This is a genomic window from Alloscardovia venturai (genome assembly GCF_042676605.1).
Taxonomy (GTDB): Bacteria; Actinomycetota; Actinomycetes; order Actinomycetales; family Bifidobacteriaceae; genus Alloscardovia; species Alloscardovia venturai.
Genome location: NZ_JBHTHQ010000013.1, coordinates 108,040 through 123,349, shown reverse-complemented (window position 1 = coordinate 123,349; position 15,310 = coordinate 108,040). Strand labels below are relative to the sequence as shown.

General features: G+C 46.9%; 15 protein-coding genes and 2 tRNA genes. 4 read left to right on the top strand and 13 right to left on the bottom strand.

What is annotated here, in order from left to right; genetic code table 11:
* Positions 1–197: 197 nt before the first annotated feature.
* The 3 genes from ACFQY8_RS03080 to gltX form a co-directional block, all read right to left on the bottom strand.
* Positions 198–269: transfer RNA gene (locus ACFQY8_RS03080), tRNA-Gln, on the bottom strand.
* Between the two features lie 51 nt (positions 270–320).
* Positions 321–393, bottom strand: a tRNA-Glu gene (locus ACFQY8_RS03075).
* A gap of 69 nt (positions 394–462) precedes the next feature.
* On the bottom strand, positions 463–2,046 hold the full coding sequence (gene gltX, locus ACFQY8_RS03070) for a glutamate--tRNA ligase (protein ID WP_377938448.1): 1,584 nt from the start codon (positions 2,044–2,046) through the stop codon (positions 463–465).
* Positions 2,047–2,193: 147 nt separating this feature from the next.
* On the opposite strand from gltX, the gene ACFQY8_RS03065 reads away from it, so the two are divergent.
* Both ACFQY8_RS03065 and ACFQY8_RS03060 read left to right on the top strand, forming a co-directional pair.
* Positions 2,194–3,093: an ABC transporter permease gene (locus tag ACFQY8_RS03065; RefSeq protein ID WP_377938441.1), complete on the top strand. Its 900-nt coding sequence runs from the start codon at positions 2,194–2,196 to the stop codon at positions 3,091–3,093.
* A gap of 262 nt (positions 3,094–3,355) precedes the next feature.
* A complete protein-coding gene (locus tag ACFQY8_RS03060) occupies positions 3,356–4,309 on the top strand; it encodes a DUF805 domain-containing protein (protein WP_377938440.1) in 954 nt (317 codons plus the stop codon).
* A gap of 83 nt (positions 4,310–4,392) precedes the next feature.
* On the opposite strand, the gene ACFQY8_RS03055 is transcribed toward ACFQY8_RS03060, so the two are convergent.
* The 4 genes from ACFQY8_RS03055 to ACFQY8_RS03040 form a co-directional block, all read right to left on the bottom strand.
* The gene (locus ACFQY8_RS03055) at positions 4,393–5,271 is read right to left on the bottom strand and encodes a hypothetical protein (RefSeq protein WP_377938439.1); all 879 of its coding nucleotides are present in this window, start codon (positions 5,269–5,271) and stop codon (positions 4,393–4,395) included.
* Positions 5,272–5,374: 103 nt separating this feature from the next.
* Complete coding sequence (locus ACFQY8_RS03050; protein ID WP_377938438.1) at positions 5,375–6,121, bottom strand: histidine phosphatase family protein; 747 nt, start codon at positions 6,119–6,121, stop codon at positions 5,375–5,377.
* 128 nt (positions 6,122–6,249) lie between these two features.
* Positions 6,250–6,597: a phenylpyruvate tautomerase MIF-related protein gene (locus tag ACFQY8_RS03045; RefSeq protein ID WP_377938437.1), complete on the bottom strand. Its 348-nt coding sequence runs from the start codon at positions 6,595–6,597 to the stop codon at positions 6,250–6,252.
* A 73-nt stretch (positions 6,598–6,670) separates the two neighbouring features.
* Positions 6,671–7,162 (bottom strand): GtrA family protein, encoded by a 492-nt coding sequence (locus ACFQY8_RS03040; RefSeq protein ID WP_377938447.1) that lies wholly within the window; start codon positions 7,160–7,162, stop codon positions 6,671–6,673.
* A 658-nt stretch (positions 7,163–7,820) separates the two neighbouring features.
* Between ACFQY8_RS03040 and ACFQY8_RS03035 the strand changes: the two genes are divergently transcribed.
* On the top strand, positions 7,821–8,870 hold the full coding sequence (locus ACFQY8_RS03035) for a hypothetical protein (protein ID WP_377938436.1): 1,050 nt from the start codon (positions 7,821–7,823) through the stop codon (positions 8,868–8,870).
* A gap of 558 nt (positions 8,871–9,428) precedes the next feature.
* On the opposite strand, the gene rplI is transcribed toward ACFQY8_RS03035, so the two are convergent.
* The 6 genes from rplI to rfbB all read right to left on the bottom strand — a co-directional run bounded on the left by rplI (position 9,429) and on the right by rfbB (position 13,620).
* A complete protein-coding gene (gene rplI / locus ACFQY8_RS03030) occupies positions 9,429–9,881 on the bottom strand; it encodes a 50S ribosomal protein L9 (RefSeq protein ID WP_377938435.1) in 453 nt (150 codons plus the stop codon).
* 18 nt (positions 9,882–9,899) lie between these two features.
* Positions 9,900–10,148, bottom strand: a complete 249-nt coding sequence (gene rpsR / locus ACFQY8_RS03025; RefSeq protein ID WP_018142554.1) for a 30S ribosomal protein S18 — start codon at positions 10,146–10,148, stop codon at positions 9,900–9,902.
* A gap of 68 nt (positions 10,149–10,216) precedes the next feature.
* Positions 10,217–10,795 carry a single-stranded DNA-binding protein gene (locus tag ACFQY8_RS03020; RefSeq protein WP_377938434.1) on the bottom strand — a complete coding sequence of 193 codons (579 nt, stop codon included), beginning with the start codon at positions 10,793–10,795 and terminating at the stop codon, positions 10,217–10,219.
* Positions 10,796–10,878: 83 nt separating this feature from the next.
* The gene (rpsF, locus tag ACFQY8_RS03015) at positions 10,879–11,175 is read right to left on the bottom strand and encodes a 30S ribosomal protein S6 (protein WP_377938433.1); all 297 of its coding nucleotides are present in this window, start codon (positions 11,173–11,175) and stop codon (positions 10,879–10,881) included.
* Positions 11,176–11,641: 466 nt separating this feature from the next.
* Positions 11,642–12,490, bottom strand: coding sequence for a hemagglutinin (locus ACFQY8_RS03010; RefSeq protein WP_377938432.1), 849 nt, complete (start codon positions 12,488–12,490; stop codon positions 11,642–11,644).
* Positions 12,491–12,612: 122 nt separating this feature from the next.
* A complete protein-coding gene (gene rfbB / locus ACFQY8_RS03005; protein ID WP_377938431.1) occupies positions 12,613–13,620 on the bottom strand; it encodes a dTDP-glucose 4,6-dehydratase in 1,008 nt (335 codons plus the stop codon).
* 372 nt (positions 13,621–13,992) lie between these two features.
* On the opposite strand from rfbB, the gene glf reads away from it, so the two are divergent.
* Positions 13,993–15,198 (top strand): UDP-galactopyranose mutase, encoded by a 1,206-nt coding sequence (glf, locus tag ACFQY8_RS03000; protein WP_377938430.1) that lies wholly within the window; start codon positions 13,993–13,995, stop codon positions 15,196–15,198.
* Positions 15,199–15,310: the final 112 nt, after the last annotated feature.

Sequence of the window (15,310 nt, the reverse complement as noted above, 5' to 3'; positions counted from 1 at the left end):
AAAACATGGTTCATCCCAATAAATACAAGGGGTAAACAAGCATAACAGCAACACAAAATGTCCTATAAGCCGCTAAGCCCCACTACGAGCATTAGCCGCGCAGTTAGGTTTATCGGCAAAAGTGAGTTAAGCAGTCGCAGGAAAAGATAGAAAATACAAAAAGCCTCCTAGGAGCGAATCACCAAGAGACTTAATCGCTGGGATACCTGGACTCGAACCAAGAACGGCTGAACCAGAATCAGCTGTGTTGCCAATTACACCATATCCCAATATGGCGTGTCCTGCTGCTGACTTCACTAAGCCAGCTGTAAGGCACTTCGTACCCCCAATGGGATTTGAACCCATGTTGCCGCCGTGAGAGGGCGATGTCCTAGACCGCTAGACGATGGGGGCATTCAGTTATTCATTGTGCAAGTGGGAAAGCAGCGCTGTTCATCTAGCACAACGAATAATGAGTATATATTAATCTAAATGCTTACGCAACTCGGCGAGTCGCGCAATGCTTAAATCCTTACCTAAAATCTCCATAGATTCAAAGAGCGGTGGAGATACGCGGCGCCCAGAAACGGCTACTCGTACCGGACCGAATGCCAAGCGAGGCTTGATACCGCCATCTTCCACAAGGACCTTGGCTAGGATTTCATGTACATGCTCTGCCTTGAACTCCTCAGTAGGAATTTCTTTCAATGTTGATACCGCCATGTCAAGCACGTCACCGGCGGAGTCCTTGAGCTGCTTACGAGCATCTGCCTCAGGCTTGATGTACTCGTCAGTTGACAAAAGCGCACCCACCATACCAGAAACTTCACCAAGCAAGCGCACACGTGGCTGAACGAGCTCTACAGAGTCAGTCAAAATTTGACGTTCTCGATTAGTGAGAGAATCCCAATTATCAGCAGAAACAACGCCGTCCTTAAAGAGATACGGCACTGAGCGACGAAGAAAGTCCTCAGGCTCAAGCATACGAATATGCTCCGCATTGATAGCGATGGCCTTGTCCAAATCGAAGTGAGCTGGATTAGCTTTCACATCGCGCACGTCAAAGTGCTCAACCATTTCATCCATAGTGAAGACATCGCGATCTGCAGCAATAGACCAACCTAGACCAGCAAGATAATTCAACAGGCCTTCACGGATGAAACCATTCTCGCGGTGTAAGAAGAGGTTTGACTCAGGATCGCGCTTCGAAAGCTTCTTTTTACCTTCGCCCATGACATATGGCATGTGTCCAAAGAGAGGAATCTGCTTGGCAATTCCCAGCTCCATCAAGTAACGATAGAGCACAATCTGACGTGGTGTAGAGCTAAGCAAGTCCTCGCCGCGCAAAACGACGTTGACATCCATCATGGCATCATCGACAGGATTGGTCAGAGTATAGAGCGCATCACCGTTTGGTCGCACAATGACGTAGTCAGGCACGGTTCCAGCTTTGAACTCAATCTCGCCACGAATCAAGTCGTTAAACGTAATGTTTTCGTCTGGCATCTTGATACGCAATGCCGGTTTACGACCTTCAGCGCGGAAAGCCTCTTTCTGTTCCTCAGTGAGATTACGATCATAACCGTCATATCCGAACGCCTTTGGCCGCCCTGCAGCTACGTTACGTGCCTCAATTTCCTCAGAAGTAGAGAAGGACTCATACGCGTATCCAGCATCGAGCAACTTTTGCGCAACGTCAGCGTAGATTTCCGTACGCTCACTTTGGCGATATGGACCGTGAGGACCGCCAACATCAATGCCCTCGTCCCAATCAAGACCAAGCCAACGGAGCGCTTCAAGAATCTGCTCATACGACTCTTGAGAATCGCGCTGAGCATCGGTATCTTCGATACGGAACACAAAAGTGCCGTGTGTGTGACGAGCCTCAGCCCAGTTAAATAGAGCAGTACGCACCATGCCTACGTGTGGAGTGCCGGTAGGAGATGGACAAAAACGCACATGTACATTTTCAGGAAGCTCAGGCTTTGCAGCAGTCTTTGCTGTCTTTGCGGTATTGTTCTCAACAACGCTAGAATTTTCAACGGATTTTTCAGTCATAGGGACTATTGTAGGGACCAGACTGTATGAACGTTGAGGCGGCGTTTGCAATGAGTAGGCTCAGTATAACCGAGCGATACAGCCACGCAAAGTCAAAGAGTATTACAGGGTATAACGCAGCCATAACGCTGTCTATAACGAGGACGCAAAGGATTTATGACAACAAATAAAAAACTTGGCAACGCGCAGCCTAGTGCCGTACGTGGCAAACGGCCTAGTAGTAAGCAGCTTGCCGATGAACGATTTAGTGATGCACGCAACACAGGCACGCAAGGTAGTCGCAGCAAGCGCATTGCACGCGTACTTTCTCATATTTTGCCTACTCTCATAGTCGTTCTTCTTATTGGTATCGCCTGGGAAATCCATGCAAACAATTCCTCCGGCACTGCACGTATTTGGTCTTCCCCATCGCGCATCGTCGCTGCTGCCCACCTCAACTGGGACATTTTGATGAGTAATTTAGGCGTAACAGTTTCTGAAGGGTTATGGGGATTTGTGCTCGCCATCATCATCGGAATCACGCTCGGTATCGTACTTTACCTATCATCCGTACTTAATTCAGCGTTCATGCCTCTCTTAACCGCAGCACAAACTCTCCCTCTCATCTCCATCACGCCGTTCTTCCTGTGGTTCTTCGGCTTTGATCAGGCAGGGAAAATTGCCCTCGTCTGCGTTTTCAGCGTCTTCCCTATAGCCATTCAAACTTCACGAGGCTTGAGAGCTATCCCGCGTTACTTCGTTGACGTAGCGCTAACGTGTGGCGCAAACCGTTGGTGGACACTATGGCACGTGCAGCTGCGCGTGGCTGCGCGCCAGATTTTTAGCGGCGTTCGCATCGCTGGCACGTACATTTTTGCAACGGCTGCAACGGCTGAGTATATGGGGAGCCGCCATGGAATTGGCATTTTTTTGCAATCTGCATACAACACTTTCCAAGCGCCTCTCGTATGGGCAGCAACCATTGCCATAGTCGTGAGTACAGGGATAGTTATGGCAATCATCGTTCTTACGGAGAGAATATGGCTAGGAAACCCGGCTGACGATAATATCGATTAAGGATAGCGCGTGAGTGCGCAAAGACTCTCACGGATGCTATATGTGGGTGCTCTAGAATCGCGGGGCAGCAAGGCAGTAAGTGGACAATGTCTGAAGTACATAACTCCGCGGAAAAACAAATGCACGGTAGCATTACACGCCTGATATAATTACAAAACTTGCAGTTTATAGCGTGGTATCGGCGTGCTCGTGATTATTCTGCATTACCCACACAACTGAGCTGAATCGTACGAACAGGATTGCACGGACTAAGGTGGAGCACATGGACGGATATGCATCTCTTCCCCCAACGTATACCTCTTATACATCTCAGGCGTATGTTGCTGGCGGGTATGAAACTCAGGCGAATGTATCTCCGCTCAGTTTGACCCGCGCTACAGTATATGCAAATCCTGCAGAAGCATACAACGGAGTGGCACCTCTCGATGTACACGCTGATGGAAGTTTCACGCTTATCCCTCCGCTCAATCAGCCTTACTATGGCGTTCATGCCGGCGCTGCGATTCGGCGCTTCTTCAAGAAATATGCTACTTTTAACGGTCGTGCTTCCCGCTCTGAGTTCTGGTGGGCATACGGTTTCACTGTTATCGTGCAACTCGCAATCAATGTAATCTCACATTTTTTCCACATCTCCAATGCCGGTACTATAGTCTCAGCGTTGTGGAGCTTGGCAATTTTCATTCCAACTCTTGCTATTGCCTCCCGCAGACTCCATGATGCCAATCATTCTGCCGCATGGATTTTTGCGGGGATAGCAGGAATCATCGGTCTTTATGCGACAGTCACTGTCATTGCTGCCGTATTTGCCTTTGCAGGAACAGAGTTCGTTTTAGTGGGAGCCCGATTAATTGACAGCTTCGCATGGAATATTGGGGCGACTATCGGTCTAATACTTCTACTTATCGATATTGCTGCGTCGCTTGCTTTTGTTGTATTTCTTGCTGCACCGAGCGATGTGCGTGGAGTTCGTTTCGATGCTAATTACATCCCAGCTGTGCCCACCATCCCAGCTGTGCCGGCTGTATCGACAGCGCCGTTCATAGCTCCTACGCAAGCTATGCCACCTACGGAATCATCGATACCGGCAGCGTCTTCGGCAATGACGCCGGGGGTGTACCCCACAAGCATGCCTACCGTACCGCACCAAGCATCACAATACTACCCGTATCCGCTATCTCCATATGCACCGTACGTACCGGAAAATCCTCATCAATGATGATGAGCGTATTGTGTATCTACAGTTTGCTCATGGTTTGCTCGGGTCGATTAAGTTCATCAGATATGCAATGATGGCCATGGCTATAATTCGATTTTCTCTTTCGCAGGGTCGTCCTTAACGTGCGCGAATTTTGCCGCTAACGCCTCTTTGCTCTTGCGCTCATCCTCTTCCTTGGCGAGACGTTTCGCCTCATCCTTATTCCATAAAATTTCGTTTTTGTGGGTCTGCCACTGTTCCATAGCGCCCTTAAGAATATTCTCCGCTTCGACGCTACCAAGCCCATTATCCACAAGCTCAATGAGCTGCTCTGATGTGGCAAATGTGCGCGGAGTAGCCGCGGCATCCAAATACTCATTTGCCACAAGGAGAGCTAATGCAGGCTCACACACGAGACCATCCGAACTTTCAGAGATAATGTGAGCTGATTGAAGACCAAGCTCAAACCCACGTAAGACGTTCGCACAGTCATCTGAGACGTCGTCAAAATCTGCTACTTCATCAATAATACCGTCCAACGTATCGAGATCGACTGAAACAGAATTCCCATCCGATAAACACGCAGCAACTTGCAAAATATTCACTGCACCAAACTCATCATGCAACTCATGTGCCGTATCATATGCATCATTCGCTGCAAGGAGTGCATCAACCAGTTCCTGCGGTCGTCCCGGGATGGCCAACGCACCCTCAAACACATACTCAGCATCAGCAAGAGTCAGTTCCGTCGCGAGCTGCACAAAAGTGTCGGGGGAAGAGACCGTTCTTGCTCTACTTTGCAACAAGTTTTGTGCAAGTTGAAACGTTTGCTTTACCTGAAGATTATCGCCGTAATGAACGTCATTGTTCAGCTGTTCAGCATTCTCCAAAGGGTACAGTCGCTTCAACTCTTGCGCGGCCGCACTCGCAGCCGACACAGTATCACTCACAGATTTCTCAAGTTTGCGAACATCCAAACTCATCTTTTCTCAATTCCTCCTCTTTGCAGCTTTGCAATTTTACTTAAATTATTTTCAACATTGAAGGCGCTCTCGCACCTTTGCTCTCTTGTTACTTGCTGCGGCATTAACGAACATCTGCTGCTGGATCCGCGTAGCCGATGCTGATAAGTTCATGTGACCCAACCTCAAAAGTTAAAGAGGTAATCGATGCCAAAGCGGTCTTGCGTAGAAGCATATTATGCTCAGGATGCCCTGTTTCCAACATGTGCCGGAACGACCAAATTGGTGACTCGTGCATGACAGCAAATATGTATTGTCCTGGATACGCATCCACCTTTTCGAAGACGAAATCTTGCACACGTGCGGCAATTTCTTTGTAGCTCTCACCCCAGCTCGGCTTCCACAGATTTGAAACGAGTTTCCAATTATTATTTCTCCACAGCGCACCATCCCCATACCCTATGCGTTTACCGCGAAACTCATTACGCGCCTCAATGATGCGTTCATCTGTCGCAATCACGTCGTAGATGCGTTCTGGATGATTGTCTGGAACTTTGCCCATCTCCTCAGCGATTGCCGTTACGGTGTCAATCGTCCGGTCAAGCGGGCTAGAAAAAATTGCAGTGGGGCTATTCATGTGCGGGTTATTCGCAATAAATCGACCGGTCGCATGTGCCATACGAAAACCGCGCTCTGAGAGATGGAAACCCGGGAGTCGCTCGTATAGCACACGGTCCGGGTTGTAAACTTCGCCGTGCCGAATCAAGTGGACTGTAGTCTGCTGCCCTTTTTGTGCAGGTTGAAACGTTTTTAAGGCAGAATTCCCGCCAGATTCACGAAATTCAGTTGCAACATGCAAAAAATTGTTCATAAATGCCCATCTCAATCGCTATTAATTGTTCTCAGGTTTTAGGAAAAATCTAGAATCTACTCGTCATAGTACAGCGCCTAACACAGCGCCCATTACGTCACTCATACAACGTCACTCACCCGATACTACTAGAAATTCCTGCCATTCCAGCCCCAATCCTCTGTGGCAGTGTAACGAATGTACGTGCGATTTTGTGGTATGTCAAGTACCTTCTCTAGTGCAGTCATAATCTGCTCACTCAGATTTTCCCAAGCAGAGCGTGGAATATTTTTTCCAAAAACGTTTACTTCTACATATGCAGCCGACTGTGAATCAGTACCGCCAAAATAGATAGGCATATCGTCTTCGAACGGGCACATAAGCCAACTCTCAGATTTACCTGGCACAGCGGCAATCGCCTGACCGTAGAGAGACTTCAGCTCCTCACGCTGCGATTGAGTTGTTTTAACACTGACATGGGTATGAATAACAGGCATAGAAATCGTTCCTTTCTGCAAAAAATATCAAGAACATGCGTAGCTCCAATCTGAGCTTATTCTACGTTCTAGTCTACTTACCGAACTTCAGCGACCATTCACCTAGTTTATGTGAAAAGCTTCCTTGTTTTGCCTCTCCATTTTCTTGAGCATCAAGAAGCCACTTTCGAATTACAAAATTCCATATAGCGACAACCACAGTAGCAACAATTTTTCCACCATTCGTGAAAACCGCATACGTGGTATCGCCAGGAACACTTCCCGCAGGCAAGATTACCGTCGTAGACATCCAAATAATCCAGTCATTAATGAGTAAACCGACGATAGCCGAGAAAATGAAAATAACAACTTCCATCCACCTTGCCATATCTTTGCGGTGCACAAAGACGTATTTCATGCTTGCCAAGTAGTTGAAAACTAAAGAGACGACAAAAGAAATGGTGCTCGCCACTGTCGCATTCATGTGGAAAAGTGCAACGAGCAAATTCAGCACGCCAAAATCAATTACAGCAGCAATAATGCCGACTACACCAAATTTTGCAATTTGCGCAATAAGTTTCTTCATTCTGTTCATTTAACACTTTATGAATGGTCTTCGCAGCGATTAATCTGTATCTTCACTATTTTCGTCAGAAACGGTTCAGTTCTGCTGAAAATATGGTAAGAACGTTGTGATATATCGTGTCCTATATGTAACTTCATGTAGGCATTAGCAATGCCTTAAAATCTGTCGTTTTCAGTCCTTTTACAGGATTGCATCTGATACGACGTACGAGATTGCTTTTCTCCCTCTGACGCAGCCTGTAGCTCATTGTTTTCTGCATATTTTGTGCAGCTTGCGACACTTTTAATACAAAACTGCGGCAAAAAGGATTAATTTACGTATCAACTTGCACAAAAGTGTCAAAACCTTAAAGACTCACCTATCCACATTCGTACACATTCTCTAGTTGTCATTGCGCCACTACTAGTCGTAGCGACACACTAAATCTATGAAGTACGAGAAAACCCTTGAGTCACTGTTTGGTGCGACTCCAATTCATGCTAAAACATGCACTGACTCGCATGAACCTAGTACGTTTTCTCTAGCGCTACGAAGACCGCCGAATCGTCCACTTCGCCGTTCAGCACGACGACATATCCATAGCGACTCGCCAACGAGTGGTGCACTAATCCGAAAAACATCGATAAAGACTCATAGTGTCCGCGACAAAATGCCTCTCATGGAACTCTTTCGCGGATACTTTGTCAACGCATTTATTTGGAATTCATTTTCTCTGCATCAGCAAAACTTGCAACGCATATCGGCAATAGCTTCCGCTCATCCCACATGGCCAGTATGCATGACGTCGGCAGCCGAATTGTACGGTGTAAATCTACCTCGAAAACTTCATGCGCATGTACATTTTGCATGTGACTCCAAGACGTCTTCTGCACGACGCAAAACATCTCCTGTACGATTTCACTACATCAAAGGCTCACGGTCTAGACGTCGTACTCGTAATAAGTACTTCCACAGTTTACGGAACTCTTCTTATGTCTCCATAAACAATAAAATCGGATATCTGCGTGGGCTACTCGTTACGTCTCCTTTGCAGACAATATTTGATTGTGCAAGGACACTACCAATCGAGTATGCGCTTATCGTAGCTGACCAACTTGCTCACTCATTCGGCATCACGAGCAAGAAAGCAGTAGCGTACGCGCGTCAACAGCACCGTTGTTGGAAATCCAGTACAGCAATTTATGTGCTCCAATTTTTGGATGCAAGATCAGAAAATGGAGGCGAAAGTTTCTCCCGTGCGCGAATGCTTCAGGCGGGTTTTGCACGACCATTATTACAAGTTGAGATTCCAAACCCATTGCGTCGTTTAGATTACCGACATGAAAAGAACTTCCAGCGAACCCGCACAATCAGACCTGACTTTCTATGGAAAATTAAGGCTATCAGAGCTCACTCTGATTCTCACTACAACAGCCAAATCATCGCTGAACTTGACGGCCGTGAAAAATACCTCAACCCTCATATGAATAAATATTCTACCCCTGCAGATGTCATCCTTCGGGAGAAAGACCGAGAGACAGCGCTCGCCTTAGCCGGCTTCACAATCATTCGCTTTCAATTTTCAGAGGTGGAGAAGAATGGCGGTGACAGTATGATCGGCAAACTAAAACTTGGTGGTGTCCCACACGTTGGGAAGTGGGAGATGCGCAGACGTCAGCGATTCCTCATCAGTGATATAACTCATAAGCGCCATCACCAACTTGATTAAGATGTCATGCGCGCACATGTATTTCCGCGCGCACATTATTTCGTGCAAAGTTCATCTTTATCCCGTCTGTCATCATTCGTGAGCCTAAAACAGTAATGATGCATCTAACATTGATATGTAGAGATGCAATGCTGCACTGTCAACATACAATTCGACAGACCTCGTATAGCCTTAAAAGTATTCCACCCTGACTTACTTATACAGCAATAATTCAGTTTAGGCGTAGCTTATCAGGTCACGTTTTGTGCAAGTTGATACGTAAATTAATCCTCTTTGCCGCAGTTTTGCATTAAAAGTGTCGCAAGCTGCACAAAATATATAGAAACCGCAACGTTCTACGACAAATTTCGGCGGTGAAGTGTAGTTCAAGTAAGATAGAAAGGAAGACTAGAGGAAAGAGCGTAAGGACAAAAACAAAAAGACCTGCTTTTCTGCACAGTGCGTCGCAAAATGCAAAAAACAGGTCGAAAATCTTTCTAACTCTCACGAACACAACCAAGCAGGCAAATCTGTTTGTATACTTGGCGCAGATTCGCGTAGCAGTTAGAAGATCATAAACTACTCAGCAACCACCTTAACGGTAAACTGCGCAGAAATTTCTGGATGCAACTGTACCGTTGCGGAGAAATCGCCGGTAGTCTTAATGTTCTCAACAGCGACTGCCTTAGCAGAAACTGGAGTGCCCTTTGCGGACAAAGCCTGTGCAACTTCAGGTGCTGCAATAGCGCCGAAGAGCTTGCCAGACTCAGAAACCTTAGCAGCAATCTCTACGACAGAGCCGTCAATCTGCGCCTTAGCAGCAACTGCATCCTCACGTGAAGCAAGAGCGAGAGCACGACGCGCGCGCTTCATTTGCTCAATCTGAGCTGCAGCGCCCTTAGTCCATGCAAATGCAAGACCTTGTGGCACAAGGAAGTTGCGTGCATAACCAGCAGATACTTCTACAACGTCGCCAGCCTGTCCGAGACCGTTAACTGAGTCAAGAAGAATAACCTTAGTGTTCTTTGCCATGGTAATTTCCTCTTTTCTTTAGCGACCATTGGTTGCGTAAGGAAGCAAAGCCATCTCACGTGCATTCTTGATAGCACGTGCAATCTTGCGCTGTTCCTGTACAGTTACGCCAGTGATGCGACGGGAACGAATCTTGCCACGATCAGAGATGAACTTGCGCAGCAATGCAACGTCCTTATAATCGATTTCGGTAATCTTTGCAGCCTTCAATGGGTTTGGCTTCTTTTTGAAAGGCTTAACTGGTGGCTGAGGCCTTTTGCGTGACATAATCACACTCCTTAAAAATTAAACTCTAGATTTTGCCCGACAAACCAAGCGAGAAAGTACGTTCCTGCTTATTCAAACGAGCCAAAGTCGTCATTACCGCCAAAGGAGCCGAAGCTAGATGCATCGCTATCAGATGCATTCCAAGGATCAGTTGACGGAGCAGAAGTACCAACCTGGGCATTCATCCCAGTAGCACCGTTGGAATAGTTAGGAGCAGTATTGTTGCTCTGATATCCGCTGTTGCGATTATACCCGCCTGAATAATTCCCAGACTGGATGCGATTTACAGAAGCGGTGGCGCGGCTCAGCGATGGTCCAATCTCGGTAACACGCAATTCAACAACAGTGCGAGATTCACCACTTTGCGTCTGATAAGAACGCTGGGTCAGATTTCCTTGGGCAATAACACGCATGCCTTTAGTTAAAGACTGCGCAATATTACTTGCCATAGTCGTGTACTGAGAATCCCAGCACGAACAGCGCAAGAAGAGTGCATCGCCATCTTCAAACTGTCCAGAATTACGGTTGTATGTGCGAGGCGTGGAAGCAATAGTGAAATTCACCACTTTGCTGCCATTGCTCGTCGTGCGCAATTCAGGATCTGCAGTGAGGTTTCCCACTACCGTGATGACGGTTTCTCCAGCCATAACTAACCACTATCCGTTTCGTGTACGTTTCGTTAAAATCTAAAGTTTTACGTTTACTAGTTTATTGACAAATAATTAACGATTTACTCAGCGTCGGTACGAAGAATCTTGGTACGCACGATGGATTCGTTAAGGTTAAGCAAACGATCAAGTTCGTCGCTCGTTGCTGGCTCAGCAGTGTAATTAACTACAGCATAATTGCCCTCGTTCTTACCCGCAATTTCATAAGCCAACTTACGACGGCCCCAAATGTCGACATTATCGACAGTTCCCTTTTCGTTGGTGACGGTTTCCATGTAGGTATCAACCAACTTCTTTACAGCACGCTCGTCCATCTCTGGATCAGCAATGAGCATGAGTTCGTACTTATGAGCAGACATCACCCACCTCCTTCGGACTAATCGGCTGCAGACCTTCTGCAGCAGGAGAATGTGTATACTCGCGTGTCTCTGGAAACGAGCGAATCCAACTAATTCTAGTGGTGTGTCAACGACGTCGCCGCCCTCCTCGTTTCAAGAACAACGTGTCCATAATACTAGTCAAACGAGACGAAAACACTTTTTAATATCTTGCTTGCAGTTTTCTTGTTTTATGGCTTTATATGCAGTCTTTCCCTTTTTGTGCAAGTTGCAACGTAATTTCGCTCGATACACCTCAAAATGAGCCTCAAAACGTATCATCATGCACAAAACTTCGAAAAAGCAATAGGGAAACACACTATTTACTCCTCTAATTTAGCTCATTAGCTCACGTATACCCCAGCAGCACACACCTCTAGTAACCATTAACCGCGCTTGGCACTTCATATCCGCAATACCCGCGCGCCGAGTCAACTTGCTTGTGATTTCATTTCACCGGCGAGCCGAAAAATTGGTTATAAATGATAGAAAAATTACGATTCCCATACGACGAGCATTCATCCCCCTCACCATCGCCTGACTCAAGAGCAGCTTTATTTGGCTGATAGGGCGTATAGATGTACAACAGCGCCGTAGCTTTGTTATAAATGTACACGTCTGAGGAACCGCACGATACATTTGGTGAATATTGGATGCGATTGAGCGAATTCCAATGATAATGGTAGCTCGATGAATGGTTCAGATAACACTTGAACCGGCGAGCAGCACCATACACCTGTTTGAAGAATCCTTTATATCGAGCATCGCAGTCCGCAGTATCCGGGCAAGATAACCCCGTGGCTGCATCAAGCTGAGTATGCGACGGTGCGGTAGCAGATTGCACAAGATGCTGCTCTTTTTGCAAAAGAACTAAAAGTACTTTGGGACTGATTCCGCACGACTGAGCAGCACCACTAATTATTTGTGCCGCGGTAGCCTGCCGAGACTCCGGAGCTTCATACCGTGTAGCACATTCAGCGTCTGCATCCATATCTTCGACATCAAATTCTGCATTTTTTATGCATGTTGAGCCGGAACAGAGAGTGCCTTTATCATCAAGAAAACTCTGAATTTCGGCGGTTGTCATTGCTTGGGAATCAAAGAACTGTTCATCAGAGATGATGTATCCCGGGTCAAAGCTAAATTTCTTATACGTAGTACTCTGGGATATTTGCGCATTACGGATTTCTCTTTGCCAACGCACTAAATTCGTGGTAGCAAAAACAAAAGCCCCAATGAGCACGACAGCAAGAAGCCACAAAATGCCCGTTTGCCAAGGGCGACGCGCTTTACTCATGCGATTTCCTCTTCCTCCCTCGAAATTTTCTCACCGGTTTCTCTCGCTTTTGTTTCTCGATTCTGAGCGTGTTTTATGCAATTTGACACCTCAAAATGTTGCTTACACTTCATAATCAATAATCACTGCCCTAAATTTGCATAACTGCGCTCGACATCAGGTTTGTAAGCTTCCCACCAGTCTTGATGATTCGCATACCACTCAACCGTTTGAGATAGTCCTTTGCGAAAATCCGTATGCTTCGCTTTCCAGCCAAGCTCTTCGACGATTTTATGAGGGTCTAATGCATAGCGCCGATCCGCCCCAAGACGGTCACGCACATGCTCCACCGTAATTTTTTGCTCACCGCAGTATTGCGGCAGAATCTCCTCTAACATATTCACTACATGTGCATTGTTTATTGTGCAATTTGCGCCAACGAGATATGTCTGACCGATATGACCATTCTGCAAAATTTCCCATATTGCACTACATTGATCTTCCACATGAATCCAATCGCGCACCGCGAGACCATCGCCATAGAGCTTAATTGGCAAGCCACATAAAGCGTTCGTAATGGCTCGCGGAATAAATTTTTCAATATGCTGAAAAGGTCCATAATTATTTGAACAGTTGGAAATAGTGGCTCTCAAACCGTACGTCCGCACCCATGCGCGAACCATGTGGTCCGAGGCCGCTTTCGACGCTGCGTATGGAGAAGACGGTTTGTACGAGCTCGACTCAGTGAATTTTTCCGTCGAATCTAACGCCGTATCCCCAAAGACCTCATCAGTAGAAATATGATGAAATCTCACGTCGTATTTTACTGCCGCTTGCAGCAAAATCAACGTGCCCATAACATTTGTTTCAAAAAAAATGCGCGGCTGAGTAATTGCTCTATCATTGTGTGATTCTGCAGCAAAATGCACTACCGTATCAACTCGACTCATCAATGAATCTACGAGTTTTTCGTCGGTAATGGAGCCGTGAACAAATTCCACATTCTTTACCCCGTCTAGGTTCGCGATATTTCCGGCGTATGTCAATGCATCAAGCACAATCATGCGAATATGCGGTGCATGAGCACTTACATAACGCACAAAATTCGAGCCGATGAAACCAGCGCCGCCTGTAACGAGAAGAGTGTGCATACGTTCAGTGTAGTGATGGAGTGGGATTGCTTAGAGAATTTTTTCCCCCCCCCCAGATATATCCAGCCGCGTAATCAGAAGGATGGATGAGATGGTATGGGATGAGGATTGCTGGAGAGGAAACAAAAAGTAATAGGAAGAGAAAGAAGAAAATTTGGTTTTCTCCTTTGCTTTTTACACTTTTTGTGCAAGTTGAAACGTTTTTATCACTGTCTAATCGGAAATAGGCTTAAAAAATGTTCCAACCTGCACAAAAGTGTCAGAGAATGCTGCGACGACCATAAACTCTCTCGATTTTCCACATATTTCCATACAGCCTTGCCGCTAAAATGACGTCTAACAGGCATTCATTGAAGGAAAGGCTCCCCAACCATGGCAAATGTGCGGAATGCAGCAGACGTTACAGGCGAAAATCCAGTTGAGGCTGACGTCGTTATCGTTGGCGCAGGATTGTTTGGTCTGGTCACCGCTCAGCAGATTACAGAGCATACCGACAAGACCGTTCACATCATTGATATCCGCGACCACATCGGTGGAAACGCGTACTCATACTTCGATAAAGAGACTGGCGCAGAAATTCACAAGTACGGCGCACACCTCTTCCACACCTCCAACGACCGTGTATGGGAATACGTGAATCGTTTCAGCAAATTCACGAATTACGTGCACCGCGTGTACACCACACACGACGGCGAAGTTTTCCCGCTGCCTGTCAACCTCGGTACCATCAATCAGTTCTTCCACGCTGCATACACACCGGAAGAAGCCAAGCGCCTCATCGAACAGCAGGCTGGAGAGTTTGCACACATCGAAGAACCACAGAATCTCGACGAGCAGGGCAAGAAGCTCATCGGCGAGCCGCTTTACAACGCGTTCATCCGCAATTACACCGGCAAGCAATGGCAGACTGATCCATCCGATCTTCCAGCTTCCATCATTCGTCGTCTCCCAGTACGTTTCAATTATGATAACCGCTACTTTAAGGACACTTACGAGGGGCTCCCTGCAGACGGGTACACCCGCTGGATGGAAAACATGATTGACTCCGATCGCATTACCGTCACTCTCGGAGTTGATTTCTTCGATGAAAATCAGCCATATTCCAAGGGTAAACTCGTGGGCACAGTGCCAGTCATTTACACTGGTCCAGTCGATAAATACTTCAATTATGAACTAGGCGAGCTCAAGTGGCGCACCGTCGACTTTAAGGAAGTCCGCTACGACGAGGAAGATCACTTTGGCGTTCCAGTAATGAACTACGCCGATGCTGATGTGCCGTATACCCGCGCCATCGAATTCAAGAACTTCAACCCAGAGCGTCGCGAGCAGCAGAATCCGCGCAAGACGGTCGTCTGGGAAGAGTATTCGCGCTTTGCTGAACGCGGTGATGAGCCATATTATCCAATCAATACCGATGCAGACAAAGAACTGTACGCACAGTACAAGGAGCGCGCTGCTGCAGAGCCACAAGTCGTGTTTGGCGGACGCCTTGGGACCTACGCATACTACGATATGCACCAAGTCATCAACACCGCTCTCATCGCATACGAAAAACAGGTGAAACCACTGCTACAGTAGGGCCGGCTCTACTTGCGTAACGCGTGACGTGTGGTGTGTGAGACGTGATGCACGATGAACCCATCTTAGTTTAATCTCTTTGATGCTCGTACTGGAACCATTACGACTTCTC

What these genes read in the sequence shown, in the direction of transcription:
- ACFQY8_RS03065 (WP_377938441.1), top strand. Translation starts at nt 2,194, where the DNA reads ATGACAACAAATAAAAAACTTGGCAACGCGCAGCCTAGTGCCGTACGT.
- ACFQY8_RS03060 (WP_377938440.1), top strand. Translation starts at nt 3,356, where the DNA reads ATGGACGGATATGCATCTCTTCCCCCAACGTATACCTCTTATACATCT.
- ACFQY8_RS03055 (WP_377938439.1), bottom strand. Translation starts at nt 5,271, where the DNA reads ATGAGTTTGGATGTTCGCAAACTTGAGAAATCTGTGAGTGATACTGTG.
- ACFQY8_RS03050 (WP_377938438.1), bottom strand. Translation starts at nt 6,121, where the DNA reads ATGAACAATTTTTTGCATGTTGCAACTGAATTTCGTGAATCTGGCGGG.
- ACFQY8_RS03045 (WP_377938437.1), bottom strand. Translation starts at nt 6,597, where the DNA reads ATGCCTGTTATTCATACCCATGTCAGTGTTAAAACAACTCAATCGCAG.
- ACFQY8_RS03040 (WP_377938447.1), bottom strand. Translation starts at nt 7,162, where the DNA reads ATGAAGAAACTTATTGCGCAAATTGCAAAATTTGGTGTAGTCGGCATT.
- ACFQY8_RS03035 (WP_377938436.1), top strand. Translation starts at nt 7,821, where the DNA reads ATGGAACTCTTTCGCGGATACTTTGTCAACGCATTTATTTGGAATTCA.
- rplI (WP_377938435.1), bottom strand. Translation starts at nt 9,881, where the DNA reads ATGGCAAAGAACACTAAGGTTATTCTTCTTGACTCAGTTAACGGTCTC.
- rpsR (WP_018142554.1), bottom strand. Translation starts at nt 10,148, where the DNA reads ATGTCACGCAAAAGGCCTCAGCCACCAGTTAAGCCTTTCAAAAAGAAG.
- ACFQY8_RS03020 (WP_377938434.1), bottom strand. Translation starts at nt 10,795, where the DNA reads ATGGCTGGAGAAACCGTCATCACGGTAGTGGGAAACCTCACTGCAGAT.
- rpsF (WP_377938433.1), bottom strand. Translation starts at nt 11,175, where the DNA reads ATGTCTGCTCATAAGTACGAACTCATGCTCATTGCTGATCCAGAGATG.
- ACFQY8_RS03010 (WP_377938432.1), bottom strand. Translation starts at nt 12,490, where the DNA reads ATGAGTAAAGCGCGTCGCCCTTGGCAAACGGGCATTTTGTGGCTTCTT.
- rfbB (WP_377938431.1), bottom strand. Translation starts at nt 13,620, where the DNA reads ATGCACACTCTTCTCGTTACAGGCGGCGCTGGTTTCATCGGCTCGAAT.
- glf (WP_377938430.1), top strand. Translation starts at nt 13,993, where the DNA reads ATGGCAAATGTGCGGAATGCAGCAGACGTTACAGGCGAAAATCCAGTT.